This is a genomic window from Pseudomonas sp. OVF7, from assembly GCF_030644265.1.
Lineage (GTDB): Bacteria > Pseudomonadota > Gammaproteobacteria > Pseudomonadales > Pseudomonadaceae > Aquipseudomonas > Aquipseudomonas gorinensis.
The window spans coordinates 3,992,811-4,005,859 of record NZ_CP128996.1; the positions used below are offsets into that span (position 1 = coordinate 3,992,811).

Below are 13,049 nucleotides of genomic sequence, written 5' to 3' on the forward strand. Positions count from 1 at the left end.
TTGATACCGAGCCGATTATTGCTGGAGAAAAATAAAAATGAGAACACGGAGCTTGCTGATCGGCAGCCCTTTACTGATGGCTGCGTTGTGCCCGGGTGTGTGGGCGGGTCCGGCGCAGGTCGACGGTCGGCGCATCATCGCCGCCGACCAGGAGCCAGGCAACTGGATGAGCCACGGCCGCACCTACGACGAGCAACGCTACAGCCCGCTCGATAGCGTCAATGCCGACAACGTCGGGCAGTTGGGCATGGCCTGGACGACGAAACTGGATATCGACAGCGGCACCGAAGCCACGCCGCTGGTGGTCGATGGGGTGATGTACACCACCGGGGCTTTCAGCATTGTCTATGCGATCAATGCCGCCACCGGCGAGTTGCTCTGGAAGTATGACCCTAAAGTCCCGCCCGAAAACCTTAGCCAGGGCTGCTGCGGCCCGGTCAATCGGGGCGTGGCGGTGTGGCAGGGCAAGGTCTATGTGGGCAGTTTTGATGGACGCTTGATTGCCCTGGATGCGGTGAATGGTCAGCCGGTGTGGAGCGTCGACACCATCATCGATCGTACCAAGAGCTACTCGATCACAGGCGCGCCGCGCATCGTCAAGGGCAAGGTGCTGATCGGCAATGGCGGCGCCGAGTTTGGCGTACGCGGCTACGTCACGGCTTACGACGCCGAGACCGGCCAACAGGTGTGGCGTTTCTACACGGTGCCAGGTGATCCGAAACTGCCACCGGAAAACCCGGCCATGGCCAAGGCGATGAAGACCTGGGACGGCGATGGCTGGGTCAAATGGGGCGGCGGCGGTACCGTCTGGGACTCCATGGCCTACGACCCCGAGCTTGATCTTCTTTATGTGGGCACGGGCAACGGTTCACCCTGGAACTACCAGTTCCGTACCAATGGCAAGGGCGACAACCTCTATGTCTCGTCGATCCTGGCGCTGCGGCCAGACACCGGCGAATACGTGTGGCACTACCAGATCACCCCGCAAGACCAGTGGGATTTCACCGCGACCCAGCACATGATCCTCGCTGACATCAAGATCGACGGCACCCTGCGCAAGGTGATCATGCAGGCGCCGAAAAACGGCTTTTTCTACGTTCTGGATCGCACTAACGGCCAACTGCTGTCGGCGAAGAATTTCGTCCCGGTCAACTGGGCCAGCGGTATCGACATGAAAACCGGACGCCCCATCCTGACCGGTGCGGCCGACTATTCCAAAGCGCCGAAAGTGGTGCAGCCCAGCTTTCTCGGTGGGCACAACTGGCACCCCATGTCGTTCAGCCCTAAGACCGGCTACGTCTACATCCCGGCCCAGTACACCTTGGCCGAACTCAAGGCCGCGAAGGCACCGATGTTCTTGTCGAACAAGTCAGTGGTGAACTTCGGGCTGGATGTGCCGGACCTGCCTGAAGACCCGAAAGCCTTGAATAAAATCCGTGACGCCTGGAGCGGTGAGCTGATCGCCTGGGACCCGGTCAAGCAGCAGGCCGCCTGGAAGCAGCCTTATATCAGCGCCGGCAACGGCGGCACACTGGCCACGGCGGGCAACCTGGTGTTCCAGGGCACGGCCGATGGCCGCGTGGTCGCCTACCGCGCCGACACCGGCAAGCCATTGTGGGAGCATCGCGCCAACTCCGGGGTGATGGCCGGGCCTGTCACCTATACCGTCAAGGGGGAGCAATACGTGGCGTTCTCGGTGGGATGGGGCGGGATCATCCCCTTGCTCACCGGGCCGTTGACCAATAAGGGCAAGGTGCGCGCCGAATCACGGGTGATAGCCTTCAAGCTGGGCGCCCACGGCGAACTGCCGCCCCCCAAGGTTGCCCCGGTATTGCCGACCACCCACCAGGCACTCACGGCAACTCCTGAGCAACTGGCGCAGGCGCGCGGCCTGTTCAACGGGTTGTGTGCAGGTTGCCATGGCCTCAACGCGATCAGTGGCGGTGTGGTGCCGGACCTGCGCTACCTGGACGACAACAAGCATGCGGCGTTCCCGGCGTTTGTCAGCGGCGCGCTGATCACCCGCGGGATGCCGAACTTCTCCGACATTCTCCAGCGCGAAGACATGGAGTTGATCCGTCAATACCTGGTCAAGCGCACCCAGGATCTGCAAGCCGACCTCAAGGCTGTCGGGCACGTCGACGCCCACTGATTCCCCGTTGTTTCACCTGTGCCTGGCGACTCCCCACGGAGTCGTCATGGCGAAGCCATGCCCCCAATAACAATAAAGAGATCCGCCATGAAAGCACTCAATACCCTGACACTGAGCACACTTCTCGCCAGCCTGGCCCCTTTGGCCCAGGCCGATGTCAAACCCGATCCGGGCGACTACACGGCGCTGCCCCAAGGCACGGACGTGGTGGTGTTGTACCAGCAGAATCCGCGCGGGGATAAGGTGTACTCCGGCGGCAAGAAAGTCGCCGACAACCTCGACCTTGACCTCACCGTCGGGGTGCTGCGGCTGATTCACTTCACCGAGTTCTTCAACACTGGGCTGACCTGGGACCCGCAGATCGTCATCCCCTTCGGCTACCAGAAGACTGGCGCCACCGACAGCAAGCATTCGGGGCTGGGGGATATCACTTTCGGTGGCACGGTGTGGACCATCGCCGACCTGGCCAAGAACGAACACCTGGGCTGGTCGGTATTCGTCACCGCGCCGACCGGCAGCGAGAAGAACCAGGGCTTTGCCTTGAGCAGCAACCGCTGGGCCCTGGACTTCCAGGTCGGTTACATCAAGGGGCTTACCGATAAAATCACCTGGGATGTGATCGCCGAAACCGAGTTCTACGATGAGCAGCGCTCCACCGATGCGAAAAAGGATCCCTTGCTGCAATTGCACAACCACCTGCGCTACAACTTCACCCCGGACACCTACGCTGCGGTCTCCTACCGGCATAACTGGGGCGCGCGCGAAACCCTTGACCATGAAACCCTGGCCACCAGCCGCAGCAACGGCACGCTGGGCTTCACCGTGGCGACCATGCTGGGCAAGCAGGTGCAAGTGATGGGGCAGTTGATGCATGACACGTCGGTGCGCGAGGGCGTGAAGATTGATAATTCGCTGCAGTTTCGCCTGGCGTACTTCTACTGAGCCAAGGGTTGCCCGGCATGGACACGGTCCATGCCGGCGCCGGATCAATAGCGAATCATCACCGATTTGAGTTCGGTGTAATCGTCGATAAATGCTGAGCCGAATTCGCGCCCGATCCCCGATGACTTGACGCCGCCAAAGGGTACGGCCGGGTCCAGCAGGGTGTGCATGTTCACCCACACCGTCCCGGCATGGATGGCCGGTACCATGCGCAGCGCCTTGCTCAGGTCATTGGTCCAGAGGCTGGCACTCAAGCCATAGGGCGTGTGGTTCATCAGCGCCAGCAACTCTTCTTCGGTGTCGTAGGGCAAGAACGTGGCAATCGGGCCGAAGGTTTCCTCGTTGAGCAAGCTGTCGTTGAGGCTGTTGGCGAGGATCACGGTCGGCTCGACATAGCAGCCGGGACGATCCATGGGCTTGCCGCCGTGAATGATCGTATTGTTTTCGGCACGGGCCTTGGCAAAAAAACCTTCGAGCTTGCGTTGGTGCTGGCGGTTGGTGACCGGGCCGAATTCAGTGCGTTCATCCAGCGGCGAACCGATGTGCAGTTTGCCCAGACGCTCGGACAGCCGAGCCATGAGCGGCTCGATCTGCGAGCGATGGGCGAAAAAGCGTTCAGCCGCGGCGCAGATCTGCCCGGAGTGCAGGAAACCCGCCTCAATGATGCCGTTGACTGCCGTGTCGAGGTCCACATCGCGCAGGAACCCCGCCGAGTTTTTCCCGCCCAGTTCCAGGGTCGCGCGGGTTAATCCTGCGCTGGCCGCACTGCGGCCTACGGCGATGCCGGTCGGCACCGAGCCGGTGAATGACACCTTATCGGTCCCCGGGTGTTCAACCAGTGCCTGGCCGACCCGACCGCTTCCGGTCAACACGTTCAGGGCCCCGGCAGGCAAGCCCGCGTCGACCGCCAGTTCGGCGATGCGCAGGATGGTCAGCGGGGTGAATTCACTGGGCTTGATGATAATGCTGCAGCCGGTGACCAACGCCGAGGCGAGTTTCCAGATGGCGATCATGGTCGAAAAATTCCACGGCACGATGCCTACCACCACGCCAACCGGTTCGCGCAGAGTGAACGCGGTATAGCGTTCGCCGGCAAAGGAGGGCAGGGACGGGGTGAGGGTCTGGCCGCTGATCTTGGTGGCCCAGCCGGCGTAGTAACGCAGGAAGTGCGCGGCCTGGTCCACTTCGAAGGCGCGGGAGACCTGGATGATCTTGCCGGACTGGCACGTCTCGATCTGGGCCAGTTCCTCGCGGTTGCGTTCCAGCAGGTCGGCAAGCTTGAGCAGCACGTTGCCGCGCACGGCCGGGGCCACTTGGGACCATTGCTGGAAGCCACGACGAGCGGACTCCACCGCCGCGTCGACGTCGGCAGCGTCCGCATCGGCGACGTGGGCGATCACCTGGTCGGTGGCGGGGTTGATGACTTCCAGGGTCTGGCTGGAATGGCTCTGCACGTAGCCGCCATCGATAAACAGCGTATGGCGACGACGCAGGAAGGCTTCGACTTGGGGCAGGAGGGTGATGTCGGTCATGGGGTTTTCCTGGTGGCGAACAAGGGCAAACGGGGAGGTTAATCAACCGCTGCCACGTCGGCTTGACTGTGACTGCCTGGCGCCATGCCTGTGCCTGCCACCGGCGCGCCAGTCGTGTTGGCGGGGCGCGGCCAGCGCCCATGAAAAGTACAATTTTGCATCTGGAAGGTGCATTTTCCGGACATGCCGCTCACCGCATACTGAGCCTGCAGCCGGCGCCGCCCCTCGATAATGGAAGGCCGCCGGACATCCAATAATAAGCAGGGCCCTCCATGAAAAAGCCAAACCCGCTCCTCGAAGACCTCAAGTCCATTCTGCCGACCATTGCCGCCAATGCGTTCAAGGCGGAGCAAGACCGCAGGGTCCCCGACGAAAACATCGCGCTGCTCAAAGGCATCGGCCTGCACCGTGCTTTTCAGCCCCGTGCCTTCGGTGGCATGGAGATCTCCCTGCCGCAATTTGCCGATTGCATCGCCTTGCTCGCCGGAGCCTGCGCCAGCACGGCCTGGGCGATGAGCCTGCTGTGCACCCACAGTCATCAACTGGCAATGTTTTCCGCGCAGTTGCAGCAGGAAGTCTGGGGCGAGGACCCCAATGCAACCGCGAGCAGCAGCATCGCGCCGTTCGGCCGCACCGAAGAGGTCGACGGGGGCGTGTTGTTCAGCGGCGAGATGGGCTGGAGCAGTGGCTGTGACCATGCCGAGTGGGCGATTGTCGGTTTCCGGCGCAAGAATGCCGAAGGCACCCAGGACTATTGCTTTGCCGTGCTGCCGCGCAGCGACTATCAGATTCGCGATGACTGGTTTGCCGCCGGCATGAAAGGCAGTGGCACCAAGACCCTGATCATCGACAACGCCTGGGTGCCGGAGCACCGCATCCAAAAAGCCAAGGACATGATGGAAGGCAAGTCGGCAGGCTTCGGCTTGTACCCGGACAGCAAGATTTTCTACTCGCCATACCGTCCTTACTTTGCCAGCGGTTTCTCCACCGTCAGCCTGGGGGTTGCCGAGCGCATGCTGGAGGTCTTCCGCGAAAAAACCAAAACGCGCGTGCGTGCCTACACCGGGGCCGCGGTGGGTGCGGCTACGCCCGCACTGATGCGCCTGGCCGAGTCGACGCACCAGGTCGCCGCGGCCCGGGCCTTTCTCGAAAAGACCTGGCAGGAACACGCCGAGCACAGTGAGCAGCAGCGCTATCCGAGCCGTGAAACCCTGGCGTTCTGGCGCACCAACCAGGCCTATGCGACCAAAATGTGCATCCAGGCCGTGGACCGTCTGTTCGAGGCCGCTGGCGGCAATGCCTGGTTCGAGCACAACGAGATGCAGCGCCTGTTCCGTGACTCGCACATGACCGGTGCCCATGCCTACACCGACTACGACGTCTGCGCGCAGATCCTGGGTCGTGAGTTGATGGGCCTCGAGCCCGATCCCAGCATGATCTGAGTCATTCGCCCTACGCGCCATAACAATAATCAGGGCTGCTTGTGCAAGCAGTCCGGGAGTCTTGCATGTCTGATAAATGTTCTGCGTCTTTCGACCCTCGCGCCTTTCGCCGCGCCCTGGGCAACTTTGCCACTGGCGTCACCGTGGTGACGGCGGCCGACGCCAGCGGGCGCAAGGTCGGTGTGACGGCCAACAGTTTCAACTCGGTGTCCCTTGACCCCCCGTTGGTGCTGTGGAGTATCGACAAACGTTCCAACAGCCATGAGGTGTTCGAGGAGGCCAGTCATTTTGCCGTCAACGTGCTGGCGGCGGACCAGATCGACCTCTCCAATAACTTCGCCCGACCCAAGGAGAATCGCTTCGCCGAGATCGAGTACGAATCGGGGGAGGGCGGCTCGCCAGTGTTTGCCGACTGCGCGGCTCGTTTTCATTGTGAGAAGTACCAGCAGGTCGACGGTGGTGACCATTGGATCATGATTGGCAAGGTGGTGGCTTTCGACGATTTCGGTCGCTCGCCGTTGCTGTATCACCAGGGGGCTTACTCCATGGTCTTGCCCCATACCCGAATGACTCAGCGCGATGAAAACCAGGCGCCGAGCAGCCATTTCCAGGGGCGTCTCAGCCATAACCTGTATTACTTGATGACCCAGGCGGTGCGCGCCTACCAGTCCAGCTACCAGCCTCGGCAACTGTCCACCGGCCTGCGTACCAGCGAGGCGCGCATGCTGATGGTGCTGGAAAACGACGCCAGGCTGAGCCCCAATGATCTGTTGCGTGAGGTGGCGATGCCTGTTCGGGAAATCGATGAGGCCGTCGCCAATCTCAAGCGCAAGGGGCTGGTAAACGACGATGACAACGGCGTACGTCTGACGGCGGCCGGTATCGAGCAGACCGAAGACCTTTGGGCGATCGCGCAGGCGCAACAAGAGAAAGTCTTTGCCGAATTCAGCGAAGCGCAGATCGAAACGTTCAAGACCGTGTTGAAGCGACTGATCAGCCACTGCTGACTGCCAGCCCAAGCGCGTTTGATCTTTAGCGGCAACCAATAAAAATCCGATGCCTGTGATGGCATCGGATTTTTTTGCGTCAGGTTCGGCCCCGCGAACTGACCCGCAACGTTGTCAGCATCCAGGCTCAGCGTGCTTCGGCCAGCGCATCGATCCAGTGCCGCTGAAACGCCGCAAGCGCTTCCTTCGGTTGCTGCAACTGCACAAATTCCAGCATGGGATCGGCCACTTCAGTCCGGACGCCCGCCAGTTCCTCAATGGCGGCTAATCCGCAAAACGGCACATACGCTTCGGAATACCCGCCTTCATGCACCAGCACGAGACGGCCTTGACACAGGCGTTCGGCGGCTTTGCGCACGCAGCGGGTCATTTGCCGGAACGAGTCGCTGTGCAACAGCATCCGGGCCAGCGGGTCGACGGCGTTGGCGTCGTAACCGCAGGCGACGATGATCAACTCTGGCTCAAAACGCTCCAGCGTCGGCATCACGATGCGCTGCATCGCGTAGAGGTAAGCCTCATGACCGCTGCCGGGGGGCAACGGAATATTGATATTCGCTCCCAATCCCGCGCCACGGCCGCGATCCGCTTCACCGCTGTAACCCGCAGGAAAGCAGCCGTCTTGATGCAGCGAAATGGTCAGCACGTCGGCACGCTCTTCGAAGATGGATTGCGTACCGTTGCCGTGGTGCACGTCCCAGTCGATCACCGCGACTTTGCCCAATCCACGCTGCGCTTTGGCGGCCTCGATGGCGATGGCGATATTGGCCAGGAAGCAGAAGCCCATGGCGCTGTCGGCGAGGCAGTGGTGGCCCGGTGGGCGTGACAGGGAATAGGCATTGTCGACCTCGCCGGACAGCACCGCGTCCACCGCGGCCATGGCCAGGCCGGCGGAGAGTCTGGCTATTTCATAACTGCCGGGCCCGATGGGCGCGTTCGGCCCCAATTCGCCGCCCCCGGCATCGCTCATGGCCTTGAAACGTTGCAGGTAGCCAGGCGTATGCACCCGCAGCAGGTCCTCATGCGTTGCCGGATTGGCGCTTTGTACCTGCAGGTGTCGGGTCAGGCCGGAAACGTCCAACAGGCTCTTCAACCGGCGTTTGGTTTCCGGCGATTCGGCGTGGCCGGCAGCGGCAGGCGGTTGCACCCAACCTCCTACGGGCAAGGTCAAGGCGTGCAGTCCAGCGCTGTGCCAAAGGCTGAGTTCGTCGAAGAAAAATGCACTTTTTCGGCTCATCGTCGTTTCCATTTTTTTAGGGTAAAAGGGCTGCTCATGCGCTAGGGCGGCAGCTCAGAATCAACACCAGGGACAGCAAGGTGATGCAGGCCCCGCCGATCAGCAGCGATTGAAAGTCGCCACTGGCTTCGATCAGCCGCCCAGCCACACTCGGGCCGATGGCCAGGCCGCCACCGATCACCAGGTTGGAGGCGTTCATCAGTTTTCCGGAGCGGTCGAGGTCGGCCAGGCAGGCCAGAATCAACGGCAGGATGAAGGTCCAGGTGAACTTGAACAGCAGCGCGGCCAATGCAAAACGCAGCATGTCGGGTTGGCCCAGCAACAACAGCACCGAGCCTGCCATCACCGCATAACCGAGCAGCAGCAACAGCAGGCGTGGCAGACGATTGCCGATCAGCGAGGCACAACCGGCGCCGACAATGCCTGTCATCGTGGCGATGGCAAGGATCTCGCCGCTGGACTCGGCAGAGAGGCCGGCGCGTGTGCTGATGGAACCGATAAAGGTCCAGACGCCGCTCAGGCTGATGTAAAAACTCAGGATGCCAAGAATGCCCAGTGCGGCCTTCCACTTCGAGGCGAGGGCTACTCGCTCGGCGACTTTTGCAGGCGGCGGGCTGCCCTGGGGGAAATAACGAGCCAGTGGCAGAAAAACGGTCATCAGTCCGGCGAGGATCAAGTAACAGGCCGACAGCCCGTAGTGTTCGAACAGGCGTGGCAGGATGCTCAAACCCAGCGCCCCGACCACCAGTTGCCCCATCACCCATAAGCCATAGACGCGTCCGGGGTTGGACGTCGAGGCCGCGCTGGACAGGCAGATAATCATCAATGAACCGCCGGCCAGGGCGCTGCAGAAGCGCAATGCCAGAAGCATCGGGTAATCGTGGGCCAGTATCGACAACAGGTTGGCTGCAATAAACACAACCCCGGCCGCCAATGCGGCGCGGCGCCAGTCGACACGTTTGAGCCACCAGAGAGCGGGCAGGGTGGCCAGGCTCATGGCGCCCAGTTCAGTGGAGAACAGATCGCCGATCTGTGAGGCGCTCAACTGCCATTGAGTCGCCAGTTGCGCCGCCACTGCCGGTGCGGTCATGAGGATGGTCGGGGTGATGGCGGCAAACAGCACAATGGCGGCCAGCAATGCCAGTTGCGATGAAGCGAGGGAACGCTGATGGGGCAGCGGTTTGGTCTGGGTGTTCATGGTCAAGCTCCGATGAATGAATTCAGAACACATGGACCAGGCGCAGCAGCGCGTCGGTGCCGTGATAGCCGTTGTCGGTGGCGACGTTCTGCGAGAGGCTGAACATCAATTGATTCTGTTGATCGAGCCAATGACCGACTTCGAAACCCACCTGGGTGTAGCGCTTGTGGGTGTCGTCGATGCGCTGGTCATTGATGCGCAGCTCGCCGCCGTCGGCGTGGATCAGTCGCAACGCGCCATAGGTGCTTGGGGTGAAGTCGTAGGAGGCAAAGGCTTGCAGTCGATACAGCGGGTCCTGTTTCAGGTCGCTGCCGAAGTAGTCGTCGTTCTTGCCATAAAGCTGGGCTTCGAGGTTGGCTTCCAGCACCCATTTTTCACCGATGCCCTGGGTGTAGTTGTAAACGAAGGTGGCGCCCCAGCGATTGGCGCCGGGCGACACATCTGGATGGTTGCTGTGGTACTCACCCACCGGCAGGGTAATCAGGCTCAGCAGTCCGCTGTAGGTGCGCGAGGCGGGGTCGTTGATGAAGAACACTGTGCCGCCGACCTGAGGATCACCGAATCCGCTTTCTCCAGTGTGCTGGCTGGCACCCGGCAGGCGGGCGTTGATGTCGGCGAAGGGCACGATGAACTGTGGCGTGCAGAGCGTGCCGCAGATGTCGGTGAAAAAGACCTGGCGATAAGCCATAGCGTTGACCTGCAGGTCGGCCTTGCCGGTGCTGTCGGCCGGGCCGTGGAAATCGCCGGCGCGGCTTGCCGGCAAATAGAGTACGCCCAGGGTGGTACCCGAGGGCGCGCCAAAAAAATCCCGGGCGTTGAGGTCGGCAGCGCCAGCGTGCAGGCTCGACAGACCACTGATGAGGGCCAGTGCGGTGTTGCGGGTGAAGGTCCTGGTCATGGGCATTGCATCTCTTCTTTGAGTTGTTGTGCGGCGAACGGATCGCCCGTCATTGGCAGAGGGGCAAAAAAAAGCGCAAAAGCGCCCCGTGGCGGTCAAAAGGACCGCGAAAAAGTCAGCGCGAGTCAGCGGTGCAGATCAGTCAGGCGGGGCGTGCAGCAGATGAGCTATTCGGGCTTTGTCCTTGACCCCGAGTTTGCTGTAGATGGCGCGGATGTGGTGGCGCACGGTATTGGGTGACATGCCCAGATCGCGGGCGACTTCCTTGTAGGTCTTGCCTTCGCCGAAGCCCTGGGCCACATCGTTTTCCCGTGGGCTCAGTTGCACCAGCACCGTGCGGCTGCGGGCTGCCAGCAGGAACAGGTCACCGACCGTCGAAGCCTCGACCTGCAAGTGCTTGCCTTCATACCCCTGGGCGTCCATCGCCACCGGCAGGCAAGGGCCGGTCCAGTCCGGCCATTCGCTCAGCAGCAAGTCGACGAAGCCACGTTCCGCGCAGTGCAGTGTGCCGCGCTGGTCGCATACGGCGAGCGCCAGATTGCGCGGGCTGGTGAGGGTTTCGCGCATGGCCACCAGGGTGCGGATCTGATTGGCCGATACCGCCGCTACCAGATGCAGCATGAGGTTGTTCAGCAACAGGCAATCCTGACCGGTAAAGCACGGTGCGTCGGGAGCGCGATACACCGTGAGGTGATCACTGAGGTGGGTCTGCGGGTCGACGTACGCAACGCACAGCAATTGGCCAATGCCATACAGCTCGCCGAGCCAGTTGAGCCCAGGACCGCTGGCGGGGTTGCGCATGTCGACGATGACCGCTTGTCCCAGGTTGTCGTGGACCTTGCCGACGGTCACGTCGATATGACGAATCGATTGCCAGTCCGGCAGGTAGCTGCGGGGCAATTTGTAGAGGTAGGAGTGGTGTTCTTCAGGCAACCCGTCAATCAGTGCCGCACGGCCCCACCAGGCACTGTCGAAGGGCAACAGTTGGCTGATGCAGCTCAGCGCGGCGTGATGGAAATGCTCGATATCTTTGTTCTGCGCCAGGCGCTGAAGCTCCAGTGTTATCGCGCTGAACGCTTCCAGGAGGCTGGCATGTCCATGGTCATGACGGCTCATTCGTAGGTACCTCTGTGCGACATTCTTATTGTTTTCGTCACGAAGTCATTAAGGACCGGAACGTCGTCTGGACGTGGGCAGGGCCTGGGGATGAGTATCAGCGGTTTGAAAGAGGATCGCTATCCTACAGATGCACGATGGATCGTATGACTGACGGCTGCGGGCATCGGCTGTCGCGCAAACGCAACCGGGCTAATGAGATGGTCACCCCCACACCCTGCGAGGGCTACGCTTTCGCAGGGTGTTTTGTTTTTGGAGGCCATCATCATGAGCGAGTCAGCACTGATCGGGATCGATCTCGGCAAACATAATTTCCACCTTCTGGGCCAAGACAAATCGGGCCGCGAGGTGTTTCGCAAAAAGCTCTCGCGAGCGCAGATGATGCGGTTCTTCGGCAACTTGCCGAGCTGCGTCGTGGTAACGGAAGCCTGTGCCGGCTCTCACTTCATCGCCCGTCAGCTTGCGGCGATGGGGCATACGACCAAGTTGATTTCACCGCAGTTTGTCCGCCCTTTCGTCAAGGGCAACAAAAATGACTTTATCGACGCAGAGGCCATTTGCGAGGCGGCTTCCCGTCCGTCCATGCGCTTCGTTACGCCTAAAACCGAGTCTCAGCAAACCCTGTCTGTCCTGCATCGCATGCGCGAGTCGTTGGTGCATGACCGCACCAAGACAGCCAATCAGATGCACGGTTTCCTGCTGGAATTTGGCATCAGCCTGCCCAAAGGCTCAGCCATCATGAAGCGTTTGGCAGCTGTTTTGGCCGAGCATGAGCTGCCTGTGCGGCTGACAGTGCTGTTGCAACGCCTGCACGATCACTTCGTTTACCTGGATGAACAGATCAAGGAACTGGACAAACAACTGGCTTGCCAGCTGGCCGACGATGATCTGGGGAGCCGTTTGCTTAGCATGCCGTGTGTCGGTCCGATCACCGCCAGCCTTCTGGCTGTAGAAATGGGCGATGGCAAGCAATACCGATGCAGTCGCGATTTTGCGGCTTCAGTGGGCTTGGTGCCGCGACAGTACAGCACGGGCGGCAAAGCCAATTTGTTGGGGATCAGCAAGCGGGGTGACAAGCACCTGCGGCAACTGCTGGTGCAATGCTCCAGGGTTTACATGCAGAGGCTGGATCATCAGAAGGGGGCTTTGGCCGACTGGGTGCGAGCGCTGCTGCGCCGACGACACTCGAATGTGGTGGCCTGTGCCCTGGCCAACAAACTGGCGCGTATCGCTTGGGCGATAGCGGCTCACCATGCGCAATATGAAGCAGGGCCAGACGCCTTGAACGCCTGACCCTGCGGTTGTTGCAGTACCACAATTCACCCTTCAGGTTTTGCGATAGCTGAACAACGGATGACGTGAACGGCCTACCGGCCTGGCGAAGATCCTGACATAAAAATCGGCTTCAGAAGCCGACGGGCTTTTAAGGATCGTCAGGCGCGACTCTCATCGTGGCGCTGGGGCAAGCCCCAAACAGACGCCGGATAGATTTAAGCAAGCCAACCACATCGCCCGTTAATCAGTATTG

10 protein-coding genes are annotated in these 13,049 nt (G+C 61.1%); 5 read left to right on the forward strand and 5 right to left on the reverse strand.

The genetic code is table 11. The features are described from left to right. Positions 1 to 37 precede the first annotated feature (37 nt). On the forward strand, positions 38 to 2,152 hold the full coding sequence (locus tag QU606_RS18155) for a PQQ-dependent dehydrogenase, methanol/ethanol family (protein ID WP_304997281.1): 2,115 nt from the start codon (positions 38 to 40) through the stop codon (positions 2,150 to 2,152). A gap of 87 nt (positions 2,153 to 2,239) precedes the next feature. Beyond that, positions 2,240 to 3,094 (forward strand): transporter, encoded by an 855-nt coding sequence (locus QU606_RS18160; protein WP_102623832.1) that lies wholly within the window; start codon positions 2,240 to 2,242, stop codon positions 3,092 to 3,094. 44 nt (positions 3,095 to 3,138) lie between these two features. Here the strand turns inward: QU606_RS18160 and QU606_RS18165 are convergent, their stop codons facing one another. After that, positions 3,139 to 4,626 (reverse strand): aldehyde dehydrogenase family protein, encoded by a 1,488-nt coding sequence (locus QU606_RS18165; RefSeq protein WP_024075341.1) that lies wholly within the window; start codon positions 4,624 to 4,626, stop codon positions 3,139 to 3,141. A gap of 272 nt (positions 4,627 to 4,898) precedes the next feature. On the opposite strand from QU606_RS18165, the gene QU606_RS18170 reads away from it, so the two are divergent. Beyond that, positions 4,899 to 6,068 carry a p-hydroxyphenylacetate 3-hydroxylase oxygenase component gene (locus QU606_RS18170; protein ID WP_069075902.1) on the forward strand — a complete coding sequence of 390 codons (1,170 nt, stop codon included), beginning with the start codon at positions 4,899 to 4,901 and terminating at the stop codon, positions 6,066 to 6,068. A 65-nt stretch (positions 6,069 to 6,133) separates the two neighbouring features. Continuing rightward, complete coding sequence (locus QU606_RS18175; RefSeq protein ID WP_024075343.1) at positions 6,134 to 7,075, forward strand: p-hydroxyphenylacetate 3-hydroxylase reductase component; 942 nt, start codon at positions 6,134 to 6,136, stop codon at positions 7,073 to 7,075. A gap of 127 nt (positions 7,076 to 7,202) precedes the next feature. Here the strand turns inward: QU606_RS18175 and QU606_RS18180 are convergent, their stop codons facing one another. From QU606_RS18180 to QU606_RS18195, 4 genes are all read right to left on the reverse strand, one after another. After that, a complete protein-coding gene (locus QU606_RS18180) occupies positions 7,203 to 8,309 on the reverse strand; it encodes a class II histone deacetylase (RefSeq protein ID WP_304997282.1) in 1,107 nt (368 codons plus the stop codon). A 34-nt stretch (positions 8,310 to 8,343) separates the two neighbouring features. Continuing rightward, positions 8,344 to 9,507: an MFS transporter gene (locus QU606_RS18185; protein WP_069075899.1), complete on the reverse strand. Its 1,164-nt coding sequence runs from the start codon at positions 9,505 to 9,507 to the stop codon at positions 8,344 to 8,346. Positions 9,508 to 9,529: 22 nt separating this feature from the next. Further along, entirely contained in the window at positions 9,530 to 10,411 is an 882-nt protein-coding gene (locus QU606_RS18190; protein ID WP_304997283.1) for a transporter, read from the reverse strand. Positions 10,412 to 10,543: 132 nt separating this feature from the next. After that, positions 10,544 to 11,521: a helix-turn-helix transcriptional regulator gene (locus QU606_RS18195; RefSeq protein WP_024075347.1), complete on the reverse strand. Its 978-nt coding sequence runs from the start codon at positions 11,519 to 11,521 to the stop codon at positions 10,544 to 10,546. Positions 11,522 to 11,788: 267 nt separating this feature from the next. On the opposite strand from QU606_RS18195, the gene QU606_RS18200 reads away from it, so the two are divergent. Further along, complete coding sequence (locus tag QU606_RS18200) at positions 11,789 to 12,814, forward strand: IS110 family transposase (protein ID WP_024074122.1); 1,026 nt, start codon at positions 11,789 to 11,791, stop codon at positions 12,812 to 12,814. Positions 12,815 to 13,049: the final 235 nt, after the last annotated feature.